The sequence below is a fragment of the Pseudomonas sp. TWR1-1-4 genome (genome assembly GCF_049897165.1).
Classification (GTDB): domain Bacteria; phylum Pseudomonadota; class Gammaproteobacteria; order Pseudomonadales; family Pseudomonadaceae; genus Aquipseudomonas; species Aquipseudomonas canadensis.
In genome coordinates, this window is the sequence record NZ_JAFCVS010000006.1 from 491,475 (window position 1) to 511,736 (window position 20,262).

At 60.9% G+C, this 20,262-nt stretch carries 18 protein-coding genes and 1 pseudogene; 13 read left to right on the forward strand and 6 right to left on the reverse strand.

Features of this window, described 5'->3' with window-relative positions; genetic code table 11:
* The first annotated feature begins 10 nt into the window (after positions 1 to 10).
* Positions 11 to 847 carry a taurine dioxygenase gene (gene tauD, locus ACP7C6_RS21435; protein WP_426109210.1) on the forward strand — a complete coding sequence of 279 codons (837 nt, stop codon included), beginning with the start codon at positions 11 to 13 and terminating at the stop codon, positions 845 to 847.
* A gap of 132 nt (positions 848 to 979) precedes the next feature.
* Here tauD and mgrA read toward each other — a convergent pair whose 3' ends face one another.
* From mgrA to epsC, 5 genes and pseudogenes are all read right to left on the reverse strand, one after another.
* The gene (mgrA, locus tag ACP7C6_RS21440) at positions 980 to 2,017 is read right to left on the reverse strand and encodes an L-glyceraldehyde 3-phosphate reductase (protein ID WP_068937742.1); all 1,038 of its coding nucleotides are present in this window, start codon (positions 2,015 to 2,017) and stop codon (positions 980 to 982) included.
* Between the two features lie 108 nt (positions 2,018 to 2,125).
* Complete coding sequence (locus ACP7C6_RS21445; protein WP_028615295.1) at positions 2,126 to 3,454, reverse strand: OprD family outer membrane porin; 1,329 nt, start codon at positions 3,452 to 3,454, stop codon at positions 2,126 to 2,128.
* Between the two features lie 161 nt (positions 3,455 to 3,615).
* Positions 3,616 to 3,708: pseudogene (locus tag ACP7C6_RS21450) on the reverse strand (LysR family transcriptional regulator); the annotation flags it as partial.
* Positions 3,709 to 3,747: 39 nt separating this feature from the next.
* Positions 3,748 to 5,709, reverse strand: coding sequence for a choline transporter BetT (gene betT, locus ACP7C6_RS21455; protein ID WP_162834914.1), 1,962 nt, complete (start codon positions 5,707 to 5,709; stop codon positions 3,748 to 3,750).
* Between the two features lie 307 nt (positions 5,710 to 6,016).
* On the reverse strand, positions 6,017 to 6,943 hold the full coding sequence (epsC, locus tag ACP7C6_RS21460; protein ID WP_028615293.1) for a serine O-acetyltransferase EpsC: 927 nt from the start codon (positions 6,941 to 6,943) through the stop codon (positions 6,017 to 6,019).
* Between the two features lie 164 nt (positions 6,944 to 7,107).
* Between epsC and ACP7C6_RS21465 the strand changes: the two genes are divergently transcribed.
* The 11 genes from ACP7C6_RS21465 to ACP7C6_RS21515 all read left to right on the forward strand — a co-directional run bounded on the left by ACP7C6_RS21465 (position 7,108) and on the right by ACP7C6_RS21515 (position 18,315).
* Positions 7,108 to 8,103: a D-cysteine desulfhydrase gene (locus ACP7C6_RS21465; RefSeq protein ID WP_068937741.1), complete on the forward strand. Its 996-nt coding sequence runs from the start codon at positions 7,108 to 7,110 to the stop codon at positions 8,101 to 8,103.
* A 281-nt stretch (positions 8,104 to 8,384) separates the two neighbouring features.
* Positions 8,385 to 9,179 (forward strand): cystine ABC transporter substrate-binding protein, encoded by a 795-nt coding sequence (gene tcyJ / locus ACP7C6_RS21470; RefSeq protein WP_028615291.1) that lies wholly within the window; start codon positions 8,385 to 8,387, stop codon positions 9,177 to 9,179.
* Positions 9,179 to 9,844 (forward strand): cystine ABC transporter permease, encoded by a 666-nt coding sequence (tcyL, locus tag ACP7C6_RS21475; RefSeq protein WP_010214112.1) that lies wholly within the window; start codon positions 9,179 to 9,181, stop codon positions 9,842 to 9,844. Before tcyJ ends, tcyL begins: the two co-directional genes overlap by 1 nt.
* Before the next feature lie 3 nt (positions 9,845 to 9,847).
* The gene (gene tcyN, locus ACP7C6_RS21480; protein ID WP_016974987.1) at positions 9,848 to 10,594 is read left to right on the forward strand and encodes an L-cystine ABC transporter ATP-binding protein TcyN; all 747 of its coding nucleotides are present in this window, start codon (positions 9,848 to 9,850) and stop codon (positions 10,592 to 10,594) included.
* Between the two features lie 372 nt (positions 10,595 to 10,966).
* Entirely contained in the window at positions 10,967 to 11,731 is a 765-nt protein-coding gene (locus tag ACP7C6_RS21485; RefSeq protein WP_236317807.1) for a hypothetical protein, read from the forward strand.
* A 187-nt stretch (positions 11,732 to 11,918) separates the two neighbouring features.
* A complete protein-coding gene (locus ACP7C6_RS21490; protein ID WP_068937740.1) occupies positions 11,919 to 13,160 on the forward strand; it encodes an SfnB family sulfur acquisition oxidoreductase in 1,242 nt (413 codons plus the stop codon).
* A 24-nt stretch (positions 13,161 to 13,184) separates the two neighbouring features.
* On the forward strand, positions 13,185 to 14,378 hold the full coding sequence (locus tag ACP7C6_RS21495; protein ID WP_028615288.1) for an SfnB family sulfur acquisition oxidoreductase: 1,194 nt from the start codon (positions 13,185 to 13,187) through the stop codon (positions 14,376 to 14,378).
* Positions 14,378 to 15,757, forward strand: a complete 1,380-nt coding sequence (locus ACP7C6_RS21500; RefSeq protein ID WP_068937739.1) for an LLM class flavin-dependent oxidoreductase — start codon at positions 14,378 to 14,380, stop codon at positions 15,755 to 15,757. Before ACP7C6_RS21495 ends, ACP7C6_RS21500 begins: the two co-directional genes overlap by 1 nt.
* A complete protein-coding gene (locus tag ACP7C6_RS21505; RefSeq protein ID WP_068937738.1) occupies positions 15,754 to 16,569 on the forward strand; it encodes a MetQ/NlpA family ABC transporter substrate-binding protein in 816 nt (271 codons plus the stop codon). The genes ACP7C6_RS21500 and ACP7C6_RS21505 overlap by 4 nt, the downstream gene beginning before the upstream one ends.
* A complete protein-coding gene (locus ACP7C6_RS21510) occupies positions 16,566 to 17,681 on the forward strand; it encodes a methionine ABC transporter ATP-binding protein (RefSeq protein WP_028615286.1) in 1,116 nt (371 codons plus the stop codon). The genes ACP7C6_RS21505 and ACP7C6_RS21510 overlap by 4 nt, the downstream gene beginning before the upstream one ends.
* Positions 17,671 to 18,315, forward strand: a complete 645-nt coding sequence (locus ACP7C6_RS21515) for a methionine ABC transporter permease (protein WP_027607841.1) — start codon at positions 17,671 to 17,673, stop codon at positions 18,313 to 18,315. The genes ACP7C6_RS21510 and ACP7C6_RS21515 overlap by 11 nt, the downstream gene beginning before the upstream one ends.
* Positions 18,316 to 18,317: 2 nt before the next feature.
* On the opposite strand, the gene ACP7C6_RS21520 is transcribed toward ACP7C6_RS21515, so the two are convergent.
* Positions 18,318 to 19,421, reverse strand: a complete 1,104-nt coding sequence (locus ACP7C6_RS21520) for a hypothetical protein (RefSeq protein WP_426109211.1) — start codon at positions 19,419 to 19,421, stop codon at positions 18,318 to 18,320.
* Positions 19,422 to 19,599: 178 nt separating this feature from the next.
* Between ACP7C6_RS21520 and ACP7C6_RS21525 the strand changes: the two genes are divergently transcribed.
* Positions 19,600 to 20,226, forward strand: coding sequence for a class I SAM-dependent methyltransferase (locus ACP7C6_RS21525; RefSeq protein WP_311894127.1), 627 nt, complete (start codon positions 19,600 to 19,602; stop codon positions 20,224 to 20,226).
* Positions 20,227 to 20,262 lie beyond the last annotated feature (36 nt).

Sequence of the window (20,262 nt, forward strand, 5' to 3'; positions counted from 1 at the left end):
TGAGAACCGTATGAGCAGCCTGACCGTTACCCCCATCAGCACCGCATTGGGCGCCCTGATCAGTGGCGTCGATATCACCCAGCCGTTGAACATTGAAGAACGCGATGCCATTGAACAGGCGTTGCTCAAACACTCGGTGCTGTTCTTCCGTGATCAACCGATCAACCCGCAACAGCAGGCACGGTTCGCGGCGAATTTTGGTGACCTGCATATCCACCCGATCTACCCCAACGTGCCGGAGCAGCCCGAAGTGCTGATCCTCGACACCGCCGTCACCGACGTGCGCGACAACGCCGTGTGGCACACCGACGTGACCTTCCTGCCGACGCCGGCGTTGGGCGCCGTACTCAGCGCCAAGCTGCTGCCGGCGTTTGGCGGCGATACGCTGTGGGTCAGTGGGATTGCGGCGTATGAGGCGTTGTCCGAGCCGTTGAAGCGCTTGCTCGATGGGCTGACGGCGACCCATGACTTCACTAAGTCCTTCCCGCTGGAGCGCTTTGGCAACACCGCTGAAGACCTGGCGCGTTGGGAAGAGACTCGCAGGAAGAACCCGCCGCTGTCGCATCCGGTGGTGCGCACGCACCCGGTGAGTGGGCGCAAGTCGCTGTTTGTCAGTGATGGGTTCACCACCAAGATCAATGAACTTGAGCCGGCGGAGAGTGAAGCGATTCTGAAGCTCTTGTTCGCCCACGCGACACGCCCGGAATTTACCATTCGCTGGCGTTGGCAGGAAAACGATGTGGCGTTCTGGGATAACCGCGTGACCCAGCACTACGCGGTGGACGACTACCGGCCGCAGCGGCGGGTGATGCATCGCGCAACGATTCTGGGGGATGTGCCGTTCTAGCTCTCAAACACACTGAAAATCACTGTGGGAGCTGGCTTGCCTGCGATGGCGGTGAGTCAGCGACAGATTCATTGACTGACACACCGCTATCGCGGGCAAGCCCGGCTCCCACAGTGACCGGGTTACGCCAGGTTATTCAGCCGTGGATGGCTTTTCCCACAGGTTGATTCCGCCTTCCTGGGCAAACCGATCAATCTCTGCCAATTCCTCAGCGCTGAAGTTCAAGTTCTTCAACGCACCGACGTTTTCGATGATCTGCTCCGGCCGGCTCGCACCGATCAGCGCGCTGGTCACCCGTGGATCACGCAGGGTCCAGGCCAACGCCAATTGCGCCAGGCTCTGGCCACGACGCTGGGCGATTTCATTGAGCGCGCGCACGTGGGCGATGTTGGCTTCGGACAGGTGCTTGGCCTGCAACGAACCACCCCCCGGACGATTCACCCGCGCATCCGCCGGCACGCCGTTGAGGTACTTGTCGGTCAGCAGCCCTTGAGCCAGCGGTGTGAAGGCAATCACCCCGGCACCGAGTTCCTCGGTGGTGTCCAGCAGGTCTTTTTCCACCCAGCGGTTGAGCAGGTTGTAGGCCGGCTGGTGAATCAACAGCGGCACTTTCCACTCTTTGAGCAGCGCGGCGATTTCGCGGGTTTTTACCCCCGAGTAGGACGAGATACCTATGTACAACGCCTTGCCTTGTTGCACGGCAGTGGCGAGGGCGCTGGCGGTTTCTTCCAGCGGGGTGTCGGCGTCAAAACGGTGGGAGTAGAAGATGTCCACGTAGTCGACGCCCAGGCGTTGCAGGCTCTGGTCCAGGCTGGCCAGCACGTACTTGCGCGAGCCGCCGCCCTGGCCATAAGGACCGGGCCACATGTCCCAACCCGCCTTGCTGGAGATGATCAGTTCGTCGCGATAGTGCTTGAAGTCTTCGCGCAGTAAACGGCCGAAGTTGATCTCGGCGCTGCCGTAGGGCGGGCCGTAGTTGTTGGCCAGGTCGAAGTGGTTGATGCCCAGGTCGAACGCGGTGCGCAGCAGGGCGCGCTGGGTGTCGATCGGGGTGCTGTCGCCAAAGTTGTGCCACAGGCCCAGGGACAGTGCAGGCAGCACTAATCCACTGCGGCCTACACGGCGGTACGGAATAGATTCATAGCGGTTTTCGGCAGCAATGTAAGTCATCGAATCCTCTCTTGGACGTCGGCAAATAAGGCTTGGGAATAAGGTTATTCCCAGGCCTTTTAACCAGCTGAATCGCTTAAGTCTGCCGTTCCGTTCTACAGCAATTGCCTACCAGAGTGGAACGACATAACTCACATAGAAGCGGTTTTCATCTTGCACGGTGGCACCGCTGATGTCGGGGCTGGCGTGGGCGTTTTTCCAGGTCACACCCAGGCCTTTGAGGGTACCGGTGGGCACTTGATAAGCCACGGCGACGTTACGTTCCCATTCGCTGGTGGTGCCTTGCGGCGTGCGGATGTCATCGCCGTGGGCATAGGCGGCTGAGAACGTCAGGCCCGTGAGGCCAAGCTTACCGAAGTCATACTTGTACTGCGCAAGCCACGTGCGCTCACCGGCGTGTTGAAATTTATTCAACTGCATGTTGGTCAGCGCCGGGGTGTCGGCGCCTGAGCCTGGGCCCTGGCGGTTGTCGCCGCTGTTCAGGCCGGAATCAAGGTAGGGGAAGTCGCTGTCGCCGCTGTTCTTCTGGATACCCAGGCCGACGGTATGACCGTCGAGGCTGTAGCTCTCAAGCAAGCTGGCGGTGGTCTGGTTGATACGGCCCTTGCCCGTGCCGTCACCGTAGAGGCCAGCCGCTGCGAAGTCTTTGTCACCGTCGGCGTTGCCGCCCACACCGAGGCTGCGGAACACGCGCACGTCGGTGTCGATGGCGCCCACGGACAACGCGTCATGCCGCTTGGCGCCGAGGAAGAACTGCTGGTAGTAATCCTCAAGGTTGGAATACCACAGGCTGACTGTGGTGTTCTGGATGCCGGTGTAATCCGCACCGCCAAACACGAAGCGATCACTCTCTTTGGTGCCGCCGGCGGTGATCATGCCCTGATCGCCGGTTTCGTTGCGGATCTTGGTCTTGAAGATGTCGCCGCCGGTGAAGGTGAAGTCGCTGAGGTCCTTGGACACCAGTTGCACACCGGTATTGGTCTGCTGGTACAGACGCCCGTCGGTGTTGGCGAGTATCGGGTTGTTGCCGTAGAGCGTGCCGACACGCAGTTCATCCTTGGCAAAACGCACCTTGAACGTCGGGCTCAACACGCCGAACTGGTCGGCGGATTTGCCGTTGTCCAACGGGAACATGCTGCCGGGGTAGCGGCCCTGGTGATCCTTGTCGTTGAGGTCGCCGCCGGAGTCCAGTTTCAACCCGTAGAACGCCTGCAGGTCCAGGCCAAAACCCACTGGGCCTTCGGTGTAGCCGGACTTGAAGTTGAACTCGAACCCCTGGCCCCAATCGCGAATGCTGTGGGCCTTGGCATTGCTGTTCACCACATCCCGCCCCTGCTGGTTGAGGTAGCGGTTGAGCAGGGTCACATCGGCGTGGCTGTCATCGATAAAATCGGCGTGGGCGGACAGCATAAAGCTCGCCATGGCGGCACCCACCATGGGGCTTATCAACGTCTTCATTGTTACCGGTCTCCGTCACTGTTCTGAAATGAAAGCGTCAAACGCTTCACACAATTACGCAGTGGCCAGATGACAGTTGCGCGTCAAACAGCGGCGCGGACGGATGAAATTAAATTTAAGAAACCCTTCTACTACGCGGCTTAGCGGGCATTTTCTAAGATTTCGGCGAGCCAGTCGACGAACACTCGCACCCTGGGCGACAGGTGTCGGTTGTGCGGATAAAGCACCGACACCAGCTCCTGATGTCGGAGCTGGTGATCAGGGCCTGAACCTCAACGCACCAGATGCAGGAACTGCAGGTGGCGCTCGTACTGGTCGAGGATGTCGTTGATGATCTGTTCCTTGGTGTAGCCCACCAGGTCGTAGTCCTGGCTGCCCTCGGCCAAGTGCACTTCAGCCCGGTAGTAGCGACGGTTGTTGAGCTCCTTGGAGCCCATCCCGCCACGGGCAAATGACGGCGTGAAGTAGCCGCGCATCTGCACCTGGTAGATGAAGGGACGCTCCTCGCCATGGCCGATTTCCAGGCTGACGCTGTCGTTGGCGGGGTCAGGTTGTGTCACGACATTCAAACCCTTTTCGACAAACACCGCCGTCACTTCTTCGATCGCCGGGCGCACCGTCGAGTCGAGGAAACGGTACACCTCGTCTCGCGACGGGAAGTGCACGGCCTGGCTCAAACGCTGGCGCCAGCCGCCACGTCCTTTGCGCGCCGTCGAAATCGGCGCCAATGAGTGCAGCTGGGCGATCTGCTTTTGCGACTCCAGATAGAACGCCTTGTGCAGCCCCCACATCATCAGCAGCAGGATCATCGAGAACGGCAACGAGGTCAGCACCACCGCCGATTTGAGCGAGTCGATGCTGCCGGCAAACAGCAAGGCACTGGTGACCAGCGCGGTCATCGCACCCCAGAACACCCGCAGCCATTTCGGCCCGTCTTCATCAGCGTTGCCGCCTTTGGACGAGAGAGTGGACAGCACCACGGTGCCCGAGTCAGCGGAGGTTACGAAGAACACGAAGCTGATGAACACCGTGACCGCAATGACGGTTTTGCTCCATGGGTAGGTTTCCAGCAGCAGGTAGAGGCTCATCGACGGGTTATCGATGGCCGACTGACCGAGCGCGGCCATACCGTGGTTGAGCACCTGGTCGATGGCACTGTTGCCGAAGATCGACATCCACGCCAGGGTGAAACCCAGCGGGATCAGCAGCACGCCGAACACGAACTCACGGATGGTGCGGCCACGGGAAATACGCGCGATAAACAGGCCCACGAACGGCGACCATGCGATCCACCAGGCCCAGTAGAACACCGTCCAACCGCCGAGCCAGTCGCTGGGTTTGTCGTAGGCGTATACGTCAAAACTCTTGGTCGGCAAGGCGCCCAGGTAGTCACCAATGTTCTGGATCAGGGTATTGAGCAAGTGCTGGGTGGGCCCGGCGAACAAGACGAACAGCAGCAGCGCACAGGCCAGCAGCATGTTGATGTCGGACATCACGCGCACGCCTTTATCGACACCGGCCACGGCGACGATGATCGCGGCGCCCATCATCAGCGTGATCAAACCCACCTGGATCCACTGGGTATGGGCGATGCCGAACAGATAGTCGAGACCGGAGTTGAGGTGCAACACGCCGAAGCCCATGTCGGCGCCCAGGCCGAACACCGTGGCAATGATGCCGAAGCCATCCACCGCGTAACCGATAGGGCCGTTGATGCGCTTGCCGATCAGTGGGTACAGCGCCGAACGCAGTGCCAGCGGCAGGTTATGCCGGTAGGCGAAGTACGCCAGGGCCATGCCGACAAACGCGAACACACCCCAACCGTGCAAGCCCCAGTGCAGAAACAGGATCTGCATGGCCTGGCGCGCGGCGTCGGCGTTCATCGGCGCGCCCTGAGGCGGCTGCACCAGGTGCGTCAGCGGCTCGGAGACGCAGAAGAAAAACAGCGTGATGCTAATCCCGGCGGCGAACAGCATGCCGGCCCAGGACAGGTAACTGAATTCGGGCTCGTCGTGGTCGGCACCGAGTTTTATCTTGCCGTAGCCCGATAACGCGGTGACCACCACGAAGACCAGATACAGGGTCATCGCCAGCATGTAGTACCAGCCGACCGTATTGGCCGCCCAGTTTTGCGCGGCCAGCAGCCAGGCACCAGCCTGTTGCGGGATAGCGATGACAGTGATGCCGAACAGCAGGATAAACGTCGCGGCGAAGTAGAAGACCGGCGCATTCATGCGCACCAGGCCGCTGGATGGGGTGGACGATGCACTCATGAGCGATGCACCCCGAGGGTATGAGATGTGGCTGTCAATAACGGACTCAGCAAAGGTAAGCCTCCTGTTGTGAGCGGGCAGCGAACCACCGGGTTTAACTTGAACGAGCATTCAAGTTAAACATGGATAGGCGGTTTGGGACTAATCGCAGGGCTGAGTGGTAGGTCATTCCTACACTAGCTCAAGGAAAGGTATGACGGATGGAGATGGCAAATCGTTCAGCGATTTCGGCGTGAAACGCGCACAAACATGTGGGTCCGTGTTCGACTTATTTTTGCGTGCCATCATCATGCTGCAGATTGGCCTGGGTGATATTCGCCCCCGCCGGCACGCTTCGGGTCAGCCACACGTTACCGCCGATGGTCGAACCCTGGCCGATGGTGATGCGCCCCAGGATCGTCGCCCCGGCGTAGATCACCACGTCATCCTCGACGATCGGGTGACGAGGGTGGCCTTTCTGCAACTGCCCGTCTTCGTCCGCCGGGAAGCGTTTGGCGCCCAACGTTACGGCTTGGTAGATGCGCACGCGCTCACCGATGATCGCGGTTTCGCCGATCACCACACCGGTCCCGTGGTCGATAAAGAAGCTTGGGCCGATCTGTGCGCCGGGGTGGATATCGATACCGGTGGCCGAGTGGGCGATCTCTGCGCTGATCCGCGCCAACAGCGGCAGGCCGGCGCGGTACAGGTGGTGGGCCAGCCGATGATGAATCACCGCCAGGATGCCGGGGTAGCACAACAGCACTTCATCCACGCTGCGCGCGGCCGGGTCGCCGTGATAGGCCGCCAATACGTCGGTGTCCAACAGGCTGCGCAGGGACGGCAGGGCCAGGGCGAAATCCTGGATCAGGCGGATGGCGAGCGCGTCGACTTCGCTGTCATCTTTAGCGCCTTGGCGTGCGGCGTAACGTAGCTCCAGGCGGGCCTGGCCGAGCAAGGCATTCAAGGCGACGTCGAGGGTGTGGCCGACGTAGAAGTCTTCACTCTCTTCACGCAGGTCCACCGGCCCCAGGCGCATGGGGAACAGTGCGCCGCACAACGACTCTAGAATCTGCGCCACGGCCTCGCGGGACGGCAGCTCGCGCCCGCCATGCTCGCCACTCAAGCGGCCATTGCGCGTTCGCCACTGGTCCCGGGCACTGCGCAGTTGGCCGACGATGGTCTGTAATTGCCAATGACTGGAACGCTCACTCACGGTATTCACTCCTGACGAAATGCCCATCACTTTACGGTATGCACCCTGGTCGCCCTTAAGAACCAATGGTGTGATACTAAGAACCATCCGGAATAAGCGATTGCGGTTGCCCGATGAAAAGTGCCTGCCTATAGTCGCCTCATACTCATCAACCGTGCGTAGCCATGATCAAACAACAGCTCGACCGTTTTAACCGCCTGGAACTGCTGGGCGGCGTCACTGCCCTGGAAAAACTTGAGCGGCTGTCGGCCTGGTTGGGCAGGGATATCTACGTCAAACGCGACGACACCACACCGCTCGCCATGGGCGGTAACAAGCTGCGCAAACTCGAATACCTCGCCGCCGATGCCATCGCCCAAGGCGCCGACACGCTGGTGACCGCCGGCGCGATCCAGTCCAACCACGTACGCCAGACTGCCGCGCTGGCCGCCAAGCTCGGCCTGGGCTGCGTCGCCCTGCTGGAAAACCCCACCGGCACCGAAGACCCCAATTACCTGGGCAACGGCAACCGCCTGCTGCTGGAACTGTTCGACGCCAAGGTGGAGTTGGTGGAGAACCTTGATAACGTCGACGGCCAGCTCAACGCCCTCGCCGACCGCTTGCGCAGCAACGGCAAGAAGCCGTACCTGGTGCCTATTGGCGGCTCCAATGCCCTCGGCGCCCTCGGCTATGTCCGCGCCGGGCTGGAGCTGGCCGGGCAGATCGAAGACAGTGGCATCGAGTTCGCCGCCGTGGTCTTGGCCTCCGGCAGTGCGGGAACGCACAGTGGCTTGGCGTTGGCCTTGAGCGAGGTATTGCCAGACCTGCCCGTGATTGGCGTCACCGTCTCACGCACTGAAGAAGCCCAGCGTCCGAAAGTAGAGGGCCTGGCCGAGCGTACCGCCGAGTTGCTGGGTGTGGATATTCCCGAAGCCTTCAAGGTGATCCTGTGGGACGAATACTTCGGCCCGCGCTATGGCGAACCGAACGCCGGCACCCTGGCGGCGGTCAAGCTGTTGGCGAGCCAGGAAGGCCTGCTGCTGGACCCGGTCTACACTGGCAAGGCCATGGCTGGCTTGCTGGATGGCATCGGGCGTCAGCGCTTTGAGGACGGGCCGATCATTTTCCTGCATACGGGTGGGGCGCCAGCGTTGTTTGCTTATGGCGCCGCATTCAGCTGAAGGAACAGGGATCAAAATGTGGGGGCGGGCTTGCTCGCGAATGCGGTGTATCAGTCAACGCATATGCTGGATGACACTGCTCATTCACGAGCAAGCCCGCTCCCACATTGAAACTGCCACATATTCCAAATATGAATATCAATTCAGATTTATATTATTTTCAAGTCTTAAAAACCCGCTTTATAGTCGCGCCGTAGGCGAAGACGCGCTACGCGCTTTAGGGCAGGATACGACTACTACGTCACCTGCTTCGCTCAACATAAAAAACACAGGGGCTCTTCATGACTATTTCTGTATTCCGTCGCACATTGCTGGTGGGCACTTTGGGCCTGGCACTCGGGGCTGGCCTGATCGGCCAAGCGGTCGCGGGTGAACAGCTGGACAACATCAAGAAAGCAGGCGAGATCAAGATCGGCCTGGAAGGCACCTACCCGCCGTTCAGCTTCGTCGATGAAAGCGGCAAGCTCAGTGGTTTCGAAGTGGAGCTGTCCGAAGCGCTGGCCAAGGAGCTGGGCGTGAAGGTCAAGCTGCAAGCGACGCCATGGGACGGCATCCTCGCCGCCCTGGAATCCAAGCGTCTGGACGCCGTGGTCAACCAAGTGACCATCTCTGAAGAGCGCAAGAAAAAGTACGACTTCTCCAAGCCTTACACCGTGTCCGGTATCCAGGCACTGGTCCTGAAGAAGAACGTTGACGCGATCAAGACCGCCGACGACCTGGCCGGCAAGAAAGTCGGTGTGGGCCTGGGCACCAACTACGAACAATGGCTCAAGGACAACCAACCTAAAGCCATCATCAAGACTTACAACGACGACCCGACCAAGTTCCAGGACCTGCGCATCGGCCGCATCGACGCCATCCTGATCGACCGCCTGGCCGCCCTGGAATACGCCAAGAAAGCGCCAGATACCGCCGCCGCCGGCGACGCTTTCTCCCGTCAGGAAGCCGGTATTGCCCTGCGCAAAGGCGAGCCAGAACTGCTCGATGCGGTGAACAAGGCTCTCGACAAACTGCGCGCCGATGGCACCTTGAAGAAGCTGTCCCAGAAGTACTTCAACGCTGACGTCACTCAATAATGGAAGCAGGTTTCCAACTCGCGCTGGACTCTGCGCCCTTTCTGCTCAAGGGCGCGTATTACACGGTGATCCTCAGCCTCGGCGGGATGTTTTTTGGCTTGCTGCTGGGCTTCGGCCTGGCCTTGATGCGGTTGTCGCGCTTCAAGCTGGTGAGCTGGCTCGCCCGAGTCTACGTGTCGTTCTTTCGCGGCACGCCCTTGCTGGTACAGCTGTTTTTGATCTACTACGGCTTGCCGCAAGTGGGCATCGAGCTGGATCCGATCCCGGCGGCCATGATCGGTTTTTCGCTGAACATGGCGGCCTACGCCTGTGAAATCCTGCGCGCCGCCATCGGTTCCATCGAACGCGGCCAATGGGAAGCTGCGGCCAGTATCGGCATGACCCGTGCACAGACCCTGCGCCGGGCCATCCTGCCGCAGGCCATGCGCACGGCCTTGCCGCCGCTGGGCAACAGCTTCATTTCGCTGGTCAAGGACACGGCGCTGGCCGCCACTATTCAGGTGCCCGAGCTGTTTCGCCAGGCGCAACTGGTGTCGGCGCGGACCTTCGAAATCTTCACCATGTATCTCTCCGCTGCCCTGATCTACTGGATTTTGGCGAGCATCCTGGCGCATTTGCAGAATCGCCTGGAAGACCGGGTCAACCGGCATGACCTGGAGTCCTGAAGCATGATCGTGGTTGAAAAACTGACCAAACAATTCAAGGGACAGGTGGTGCTCAACGGCATCGACCTGGAGGTCAAGGAAGGCGAAGTCATCGCCATCATCGGCCCCAGCGGTTCCGGCAAGACCACCTTCCTGCGCTGCCTGAATTTCCTCGAACAACCCACCAGCGGTCGTATCAAGGTGGGTGATATCGAGATCGACAGCAGCAAGCCGATCAACCAGCAGGCAAGCCTGGTGCGGCGCCTGCGCCAGCACGTGGGCTTTGTGTTCCAGAGCTTCAACCTGTTCCCCCACCGCACTGCGCTGGAAAATGTCATCGAAGGGCCCACCGTGGTCAAGAAGATGCCACGGGAAGCGGCTGACGCCCTCGGCCGCAAGCTGCTGGCCAGGGTCGGCCTGGCGGGCAAGGAGGACGCATATCCCCGGCGTCTGTCGGGCGGCCAGCAACAGCGCGTGGCGATTGCCCGTGCGTTGGCCATGGAGCCGGAGGTGATTCTGTTCGACGAACCCACCTCCGCCCTCGACCCGGAACTGGTGGGTGAAGTGCTGGCAACCATCCGCAGCCTCGCCGAAGAAAACCGCACCATGGTGATCGTCACCCACGAGATGAGCTTTGCCCGCGACGTAGCCAATCGGGTGATCTTCTTCGACAAGGGCGTGATCGTGGAGCAAGGCGAAGCCAAGGCACTGTTCGCCAACCCCAAGGAAGAGCGTACCAAACAGTTCCTGAGCAAGTTTCTCGCCCACTGACATCCCCCCCTGCAGAAGCTGGCTTGCCAGCGAAAAACGACCAGACAACGCGGTAAATCTGATGACCGCGTAATCGTTGACGTTCTTCGCTGGCAAGCCAGCTCCTACACGGGAATCGCTGCTCCAACAGGTAAAACACACCCACCGCATCCGCCCGAATATCCCCATACCAGTCAGACCCTTCTGAATATCTCCAAACCCGCCGTTTAGCCCTTTGCCGCCATTGACGCTCCGTGCCCAACCCTCTTATCTAGCGCCCAGAGGATTGGATCCTATCCCGGCTACTCACTGAATCGTTCTGTTCGGCCCACCGCGCTTGCCTGCGCCAAGGGTCCGGAGCGATTGCTGCTGGCTGCATCAAGGAGATTATTTATGACACACCCCCTGCTCACTGCCCCGACACTGCCCCAGGCCATCGGCGATGGCATCAATGCCCTGGCCGCCACCCACCTGCAGGTCGACATCGCCCCCTATCCCGGCATGGACGAAGGCGACTTGATTGAGCTGTTCTGGAATAACTGTTTTGCCGCTTCGCGTCGGATAACCGCCTGTAAGGTCGGCGCGTTCACTCACCTGCGGGTGCCGGAGAGTTTCGTGCTGGATGGCCCGGCCCGGGTGCATTACCAGGTGATGCAAGTCGGCCACTGCGCGGCCCGCTCTGCCGTCAGGCGGGTACGTGTGAAGACCTGTTGCCCGGGCGGCCAGCCTTCGCCCCTGTACCGCGACGAAAACCAGAACCTCGCCCCCGTGGGGTTGCCCGACACCATCCGCCGCTTCGGCGTCAACGCCAGCCAGGTGCGGCGCGGTATCCCGCTGACCATCGCGCCCTACCTGAACATGGACACTGGCGATGCGATCACCCTGCGCTGGGGCGATGTGCGCCTGGACCTGCCGAAGATCCAGGCCCTTGAGGTCGGCCTGGCGGTGCAGGTATGGGTGCCCTCCTCGATGATCACCGAAGCCGGCGACGACTGTCGGTTGGAGGTGACGTACTGCATTCTGGATCGCGTCGGCAACAACTCACGCTGGGCGCCCGCCCGGACATTACGCATTGCCGCCGAGGCGCCGCCCCGCCAGGCCGGGGCGGCGCTGATCTATCAACCGCGTCCACTGGGATCGCCCTGCGAGCCTGGGTGACAGACCTTCTATGCATATTCCCAAAAGTTAGTTTATTTAAATATTTAACACGCTTAGGGTATATGCACCGGACCACCGGACATCGCTGATTTTTCTGTTTTTATTTCATTGAATGCGAGGTCGGTATGGTCAGGATTACCCCGGTGCACAACGCCAGGGCATTACGTGCAGCCAAGGAGCGGCGCTGATGTCTAACTTGGCTCAAACACCCCCCCAGAGCGATCTGGACATTGCCCCCCTGCTGTTGCCAGCCGCCGTGCTGCGCAACGATGCAGAGGCGCTGAAGGCTGCCCATGAACTCGCCCAGGCTGCGCGCCTGCAAGCCGCCAAGCGCGACCAGCAACGCAAGCTGCCATGGGCACAGATCGAACAGTTCACCCGCAGTGGGTTGGGCAGTATTTCCATTCCCCGTGAATACGGCGGCCCACAGGTGTCTTTCGTGACCCTGGCCGATGTGTTCGCGATCATCAGTGCGGCAGACCCAGCCCTCGGGCAGATCCCGCAGAACCATTTCGGCATCCTGCACCTGTTGCAGGGCGCCGCCACCGATCGCCAGAAAAAACAGCTGTTCCAGAGCGTCCTCGACGGCTGGCGCATCGGCAATGGCGGCCCGGAACGCGGTACCAAAAACACCCTGGAACTCAAGGCTCGCATCACCGCTGAGGGTGACGGCTATGTGATCAGCGGCCAAAAGTTCTATTCCACCGGTGCGCTCTTCGCCCACTGGGTTGCCGTCAAGGCACTCAACGATGACGGCAAGCAGGTCATGGCCTTCGTGCGTCGGGGTGCCGACGGCCTGCGCATCGTCGATGACTGGTCCGGCTTTGGCCAACGCACCACCGCCAGCGGCACCGTGTTGCTGGACCAGGTGCCGATCGATGCCGAGTTGGTCGTGGAAAACTGGCGCATCGGCGAAACCCCGAATATCCAGGGCGCCGTATCCCAATTGATCCAGGCGGCCATCGACGCCGGCATCGCACGCGGCGCACTGGATGACACCATCGCCTTCGTACGTGAACGCTCACGCCCATGGATCGATGCCAAGGTCGAACGCGCCAGCGATGACCTGTATGTGATCGCCGATATCGGCAAGCTGAAAATCGAACTGCACGCCGCCGAAGCCCTGCTGCGCAAGGCCGGCCAGGTGCTGGACCAGGTCAGCGCTGCGCCGATCACCGCGCAGTCTGCGGCCCGTGCGTCGATTGCCGTGGCCGAGGCCAAGGTGCTTACGACCGAGGTATCGCTGCTGGTCAGCGAAAAACTCTTCGAGCTGGCCGGTAGCCGCGCGACCCTCGCCGAATTCAACCTCGACCGCCACTGGCGCAACGCCCGCGTGCACACCCTGCACGACCCGGTGCGCTGGAAATATCACGCCATCGGCGCCTATCGACTGAACGGCACGTTGCCGGCTCGTCACTCCTGGATTTAACCGACCAGACCTCTGGAGAACACAATGACTGTCTCTACTCACGTCGCGGTTATCACCAGCGACGAACAAGCCCTTATTGTCGCCAGCGACCTGGCCGAAGACTTCCGCCGCGACAGCGCCCAGCGCGACCGCGAGCGCCGCCTGCCGCTGCCTGAGCTGGATGTATTCTCGCGTTCCGGACTGTGGGGTATCAGCGTGCCCAAGGAGTACGGTGGCGCGGGTGTGTCCAACGTCACCCTGGCCAAGGTCATTGCACTGATCGCCCAGGCGGATGCTTCCCTGGGCCAGATTCCTCAGAACCATTTTTATGCATTGGAAGTGCTGCGTGTAAACGGCAGCCCGGCGCAGCAAAAACGCCTGTACGCCGAAGTCCTCGCCGGCCAACGCTTCGGCAACGCGCTGGCGGAACTGGGCACTAAGACCGCTCACGACCGCGTAACCTCCATCACCCGCGACGGTGACGGTTTCCGTATCAGCGGTCGCAAGTTCTACTCCACCGGCGCGATCTACGCGCAACGCATCCCTACGTCGGTGGTGGATGAACAGGGCGTGCAGCAACTCGCCTTTGTGCCGCGCGATAGCGAAGGCCTGAGCGTGATCGACGACTGGAGCGGCTTCGGCCAGCGCACCACCGGCAGCGGGTCGGTAGTGTTCGACAACGTGTGGGTCGCCGCGCAAGACGTGATCCCGTTCCAGAGCGCCTTTGAACGCCCCACAACCGTCGGCCCCCTGGCGCAGATCCTTCACGCCGCCATCGACACAGGCATCGCGCGCGCGGCCTTTGAGGATGCGTTGCACTTTGTGCGCACCAAGACCCGCCCGTGGATCGACTCCGGCAACGACAAAGCCACCGAAGACCCTTTGACCCTGAAAAGCTTCGGGCACCTGAGCATCCGCCTGCACGCCGCCGAGGCGCTGCTGGAGCGCTCGGGTGAATTCCTCGACCGGGCCCAGGCCGACAGCAATGCCGAGACGGTTGCGGCCGCCTCGATCGCCGTCGCTGAAGTACGCGCCTTGAGTACCGAAATTTCCCTGGCCGCCGGCAGCACCTTGTTCGAACTCGCCGGCAGCCAGGCGACCCTGGCCGAGCACGGTCTGGATCGCCACTGGCGCAACGCCCGCGTGCACACCCTGCACGACCCGGTGCGTTGGAAGTACCACGCGGTGGGCAATTACTACCTCAACGATGAAAACCCACCGCTGCGGGGGACCATCTGATGGCTAAGAAGAAAATCCTGCTCAATGCCTTCAACATGAACTGCATCGGGCACATCAACCACGGCCTGTGGACCCATCCACGGGACACGTCCACCCAATACAAGACCATCGAGTATTGGACCGAGCTGGCCAAGACGCTGGAACGCGGGCTGTTCGATGGTTTATTCATCGCCGATATCGTCGGCGTGTATGACGTTTATCAGAACTCGATAGACGTACCGCTCAAAGAGTCGATCCAGTTGCCGGTGAACGACCCGTTGCTGTTGGTCTCGGCCATGGCGGCCGTCACCCAAAACCTCGGCTTCGGCCTCACCGCCAACCTCACCTACGAGCCGCCGTATCTGTTCGCCCGGCGCATGTCCACTCTGGATCACCTGAGCCGTGGCCGGGTCGGCTGGAACATCGTCACCGGCTACCTCGACAGCGCCGCCAAGGCCATGGGCCTGACCGAGCAGGTCGAGCATGACCGTCGCTACGACCAGGCCGACGAGTACCTGGAGGTGCTGTACAAGCTCTGGGAAGGCAGCTGGGAAGACGGCGCGGTGCTCAACGATCCGCAGGCGCGGGTATATGCGCAGCCGGGCAAGGTGCACAAGGTCGAGCACCACGGCGAGTTCTACCAGGTGGAGGGTTATCACCTGTGCGAGCCCTCGCCGCAACGTACACCAGTGCTGTTCCAGGCCGGCAGTTCGGATCGGGGATTGCTGTTCGCCGGCCGGCACGCCGAATGCGTATTCATCAGCGGGCAGAACAAGGCGGCGACCAAGGTCCAGGTGGACAAGGTGCGTGCCAGTGCGGTCGAGGCCGGGCGCAATCCGGATGACATCAAGGTGTTCATGGGCCTCAACGTGATCGTGGGCGCCACCGAAGCGCTGGCCTGGGAGAAGCACGCCGAGTACCTGAGCTACGCCAGTCCGGAGGCGGGCGTGGCGCATTTCTCGGCGTCTACTGCGATTGATTTCGCCCAGTACGAGCTGGACGAACCGATCCAGTACGTGAAAAGCAACGCGATCCAGTCGGCCACCAAGAACCTGCAGAACAACGACTGGACCCGGCGCAAGTTGCTGGAACAGCATGCCCTCGGTGGCCGCTACATCACCCTGGTCGGCTCACCCGAACAGGTCGCCGACGAGCTGGAATCCTGGATCAGCGAAACCGGCCTGGACGGCTTCAACCTCACACGCATCGTCACCCCGGAAAGCTACGTGGACTTCATCGACCTGGTGGTGCCGGAGCTGCAAAAGCGCGGGTCCTACAAGACCGCGTACGAGACCGGCACGCTGCGCGAAAAAGTCTTCCACGGCAGCGCCCGTCTACCCGAACAACACACCGGTTCCACCTACCGCCAAACGGCTTCTCTGACTGGAAATACCCTATGAAAAAGACACTGCTCGCTCACCCAGTCAAAGCACTGGCCCTGGCTTTCGGATTGTTCAGTTCGGCGGTGTTCGCCGCCGATGCGCCGTTGAAAATCGGCACCACTGCGGCCTTTGCGATTCCTCTTGAAGCCGCCGTGGCCGAAGCCGGCAAGCAAGGCTTGAAGGTCGAGCTGGTGGAATTCACCGACTGGATCGCGCCGAACGTCAGCCTCGCGGCCGGCGATATCGACGTGAACTACTTCCAGCACATCCCGTTCCTGGAAAACGCCAAGGCCGCCGCCGGTTTTGACCTGGTGCCGTACGCGCCGGGGATCATCAACAACGTCGGCCTGTATTCGAAGAAGTACAAGAGCATCAACGAGCTGCCCCAAGGCGCCAGCGTGGCGATTGCCAACGACCCGATCAACAGCGGTCGCGGCCTGCAATTGCTGGCCAAGGCCGGACTGATCACCCTCAAGCCGGGCGTGGGCTACAAGGCCACCGAAGAGGACATCGTTTCCAATCCGAAGAAGATCAAGATCCTGCAGGTTGAGGCCGTGCAGCTGGTACGCGCCTATGACGACGCCGATCTGGTGCAGGGCTACCCAGCGTACATACGCCTGTCCAAGACCTTCGATGCCGAGTCGGCACTGCTGTTCGACGGCCTCGACCACCCGGAATACGTGATCCAGTTCGTGATCCAGCCGAAAAGCAAAACCGACCCTCGGGTGATCAAGTTCGTCGATATCTACCAACATTCGCCGGTCGTGCGCGCCGCGTTGGACAAATCCCTGGGCAAGCTCTACCAGGTCGGCTGGGAAGATAAAAAATGACCGCCGCCAACGCCCAACTGCGCGACCTGGGCCTGCCGCCCAGGGACGCCGAGCAGACCGAGCTGCATCCTGACCTGAACCGCGCCCATGTACGCTTTATCAACTTGGGCAAGACCTACGACGGCACCGTGCACGCCTTGCAAGGCATCGACCTGGCGATCCAGCGCGGTGAAGTGTTCGGCATCATCGGCCGCAGCGGTGCCGGCAAGTCGTCGCTGATCCGCACCATCAACCGCCTGGAGCAGCCCAGCAGCGGGCGCGTGCTGATCGATCAGGTGGACATCGGCGGCTTCGATGAAGACCGCCTGGTGGAACTGCGTCGGCGCATCGGCATGATCTTCCAGCATTTCAACCTGATGTCGGCCAAGACGGTGTGGCAGAACGTCGAGTTGCCGTTGAAAGTGGCGGGCGTGCCGAAGCTGCAACGCGAGCAAAAGGTACGCGAGTTGTTGGAGCTGGTGGGCTTGCAGGACAAACACAAGTCTTACCCGGCGCAACTGTCCGGCGGGCAAAAACAACGCGTGGGTATCGCCCGTTCGCTGGTGCACGACCCGCAGATTCTGCTGTGTGACGAGGCCACGTCGGCCCTGGATCCGGAAACCACCCAGTCGATCCTCGGCCTGCTGCGCGAGATCAACAAGCGCCTGGGCTTGACCATCGTATTGATCACCCATGAGATGGCAGTAATCCGCGAAATCTGCGACCGCGTGGTGGTGTTGGAACACGGGCATATCGTTGAACAAGGCCCGGTGTGGCAAGTGTTCGGCAACCCGCAGCATGACGTCAGCAAAACCCTGCTGGCGCCGCTGCAACACGGGCTGCCGGACGAGTTGCAGAGCCGTTTGCAAGCCACACCGGCATCCGCCGACGCCGCCGTGGTGCTGCGCTTGCAGTTCACCGGCAGCGATACCGACGAGCCGGACCTGGCTGCGCTGTTCAGCGCCCTCGGCGGGCGCGTGCGTTTGCTGCAAGGCGGCGTGGAACGCATCCAGGGACATGCCCTCGGGCAACTGCTGCTGGCGGTAAGTGGATCGACCCACGACGCCAACGAGCTGCGCATCCGCGCCGGCAATTGGGCACAACAGGCGGAGGTACTGGGCTATGTGGTTTGATCGTTTAGTGCAGGGCGCCATCGACACCTTGTTGATGGTCGGCGTGTCGTCGCTGATAGCGTTGCTGGTGGGTATCCCGCTGGCGGTGTTCCTGGTGACCAGCGACAAAGGCGGCATCTACCAGGCACCGACGCTTAACCGCGTGCTGGGGGCGTTCGTCAATCTGTTCCGCTCGATTCCATTCCTGATCCTGATGGTGGCGTTGATTCCGTTCACCCGGTTGATCGTCGGCACCACCTATGGCGTATGGGCCGCCGTCGTGCCGCTGACCATCGCCGCCACGCCGTTTTTCGCGCGGATCGCCGAGGTGAGCCTGCGTGAAGTCGATCACGGTCTGATCGAGGCTGCGCAAGCCATGGGCTGCCGTCGCTGGCACATCATCTGGCATGTGCTGCTGCCGGAAGCGCTGCCGGGGATTGTCGGCGGGTTCACCATCACCCTGGTGACCATGATCAACTCGTCAGCCATGGCGGGCGCGATTGGCGCGGGAGGGTTGGGCGATATTGCCTACCGTTATGGGTATCAGCGCTTTGATACGCAGATCATGCTCACGGTGATCGTGTTGCTGGTGATTCTGGTGGCGGTGATTCAGTTGGGGGGTGATCGGTTGGCGCGGGTGCTGAACAAGCGCTGAGGTTATGGGCACTCATCCAGTTGGGCGACGCTGGAATGGGCTACGAACGTGACGGTCTTTTCCCTGGCCTGCCAAGGGCGCACGATATAACTGCCGTCTGAATCTGCCAGCACACGCAGTTTTATGCTGCGTGTCTGGTTCTCGGTGTCCAGCAGCAGGCCGGGGACTTTGGCGTCGCCTGACCAGATCATGAGCGTACACATCCGCCCTCCGGATGCGGAGGCTTGTAGAGGCAGCCCTCCCAATTTCGCGCCAGTCTCAGGGACCAGGCCGAGAAAGACGAGAAGTAACAGCACGGCCAGCGATGTCAGCGCGATCGGATTTTTATGATTCTTCATGCCCACCACAAGACACGCACCTACCCCCTGAATCACAAACAGAACCACCAGTTCCACCGCCATGAAGGGCACAAAGAGCATCACGCTGTCGGAGTACTCACTGAATGCCCGGGATACCGCAACCGTCACCACGAGAATCACCAGCATTTGAATGAAACCTGCACTGATACTTGCCACCCAGAAGCCCATGGATATGTCGCGCACCCGGACCTCGGCGGGGCGGGCCCGAATGATGAGGCACACATAGGCCAAGGTCGCTATAACTATCGCCACGACCCACCCCGTCGCCAGCAAAGGACCGCTGTCGAGGGTTGCGAACACAGACACGGCGAACAGCCAGAAAACCCCAACCACGCCCACACTGGCCGCCCAATGCAGGATTAAACGGCGATGTCGGGCCATCAGTTCCGGCGTTCGCGTGCTGGGGTTGAGCTGATCACTGAGACGCACGCCTTTGTCGTTCAGGCGATGAAACAAGATGAACGTCGGCATCAGGATCGACGCGCCCATCATGCCGATGACAAATACCAACATGGCGAACATCGCTGGCAATGCGGTGAACGCGGCGGCCGACAAAATACTCAGCGGCACCTTTTCCACTTGGATGTATTGGTACAGGTACAGGCCGGCTACAGACAAAATGCCCACAGTCAAAGGCCATGCGCGTTCATTGAGCCATAACAGTCCGTTACTCAAGACATTGGCGTATCGGTCCATTTTGTTTGGCTGAGCGGTTTCATCAGCAGGGGAGTGGGGTGCCTGATCCATGGGTATATGACGCCTCTTTAAGTGAGAAGCGAATGGTACCCAGAATCCTGCGGCCAGGATGTCGGATGCTTACACTGAATACGCACTGAATCGCCCTACACAGCGCACGCGTCTTTCAACTGAATCAGACGTTGCCCTGAGGTATAGTCCAAAGATCTCAGCCTCAGTGCGCCCTGCCATGAAACTTGCTCCCGACGACCTCATCCAGATCACCTCCACCACCCTCGGCCACTACAACAAGGTGGCCGAGAACTTCCGTGAAGGCACCCGCGATCACGATGTGAGCCAGAACATCGACGCGCTGTTGCGACATATCCAGGGCACAGGGCCGTTTACCGTGCTGGATTTTGGCTGTGGGCCGGGGCGGGATTTGCAGACGTTTACGCGCATGGGGCATATCGCCGTGGGGTTGGACGGCTCGGAGCGGTTTGCGCAGATGGCACGGGAAGACAGTGGTTGCGAGGTGTTGCAGCAGGATTTCCTGAAGTTGGACTTGCCTGTCGAGCGCTTCGACGGGGTGTTTGCCAATGCGGTGCTGTTTCATATTCCCAAACAGGAATTGCCGCGCGTGCTCAAGCAGTTGCAGGGGGCGTTGAAGCCTGGGGGCGTGCTGTTCAGCTCCAATCCTCGGGGCGAGAATCAGGAAGGCTGGAATGGGCCGCGGTATGGGTCTTATCACGACCTGGAGGCGTGGCAAACGTTGCTCACCGCCGCAGGTTTTGTCGAATTGGAACACTACTACCGCCCCGCCGGGCTGCCTCGTGACCAGCAGCCTTGGCTAGCCAGCGTCTGGCGCAAACCCTGACCGCTTTTTGTGGCGAGGGAGCGTGCTCCCTCGCCA

Excerpts from the sequence above, each read along its gene's own strand:
- ACP7C6_RS21445 (WP_028615295.1), bottom strand. The coding sequence starts at position 3,454 with ATGGTGGGTGCCGCCATGGCGAGCTTTATGCTGTCCGCCCACGCCGAT.
- tcyN (WP_016974987.1), top strand. The coding sequence starts at position 9,848 with ATGATCGTGGTTGAAAAACTGACCAAACAATTCAAGGGACAGGTGGTG.
- ACP7C6_RS21515 (WP_027607841.1), top strand. The coding sequence starts at position 17,671 with ATGTGGTTTGATCGTTTAGTGCAGGGCGCCATCGACACCTTGTTGATG.
- tcyL (WP_010214112.1), top strand. The coding sequence starts at position 9,179 with ATGGAAGCAGGTTTCCAACTCGCGCTGGACTCTGCGCCCTTTCTGCTC.
- ACP7C6_RS21490 (WP_068937740.1), top strand. The coding sequence starts at position 11,919 with ATGTCTAACTTGGCTCAAACACCCCCCCAGAGCGATCTGGACATTGCC.
- ACP7C6_RS21495 (WP_028615288.1), top strand. The coding sequence starts at position 13,185 with ATGACTGTCTCTACTCACGTCGCGGTTATCACCAGCGACGAACAAGCC.
- ACP7C6_RS21510 (WP_028615286.1), top strand. The coding sequence starts at position 16,566 with ATGACCGCCGCCAACGCCCAACTGCGCGACCTGGGCCTGCCGCCCAGG.
- ACP7C6_RS21505 (WP_068937738.1), top strand. The coding sequence starts at position 15,754 with ATGAAAAAGACACTGCTCGCTCACCCAGTCAAAGCACTGGCCCTGGCT.
- tcyJ (WP_028615291.1), top strand. The coding sequence starts at position 8,385 with ATGACTATTTCTGTATTCCGTCGCACATTGCTGGTGGGCACTTTGGGC.
- mgrA (WP_068937742.1), bottom strand. The coding sequence starts at position 2,017 with ATGACTTACATTGCTGCCGAAAACCGCTATGAATCTATTCCGTACCGC.
- ACP7C6_RS21465 (WP_068937741.1), top strand. The coding sequence starts at position 7,108 with ATGATCAAACAACAGCTCGACCGTTTTAACCGCCTGGAACTGCTGGGC.
- ACP7C6_RS21485 (WP_236317807.1), top strand. The coding sequence starts at position 10,967 with ATGACACACCCCCTGCTCACTGCCCCGACACTGCCCCAGGCCATCGGC.
- ACP7C6_RS21520 (WP_426109211.1), bottom strand. The coding sequence starts at position 19,421 with ATGGATCAGGCACCCCACTCCCCTGCTGATGAAACCGCTCAGCCAAAC.
- ACP7C6_RS21525 (WP_311894127.1), top strand. The coding sequence starts at position 19,600 with ATGAAACTTGCTCCCGACGACCTCATCCAGATCACCTCCACCACCCTC.
- ACP7C6_RS21500 (WP_068937739.1), top strand. The coding sequence starts at position 14,378 with ATGGCTAAGAAGAAAATCCTGCTCAATGCCTTCAACATGAACTGCATC.
- betT (WP_162834914.1), bottom strand. The coding sequence starts at position 5,709 with ATGAATGCGCCGGTCTTCTACTTCGCCGCGACGTTTATCCTGCTGTTC.
- tauD (WP_426109210.1), top strand. The coding sequence starts at position 11 with ATGAGCAGCCTGACCGTTACCCCCATCAGCACCGCATTGGGCGCCCTG.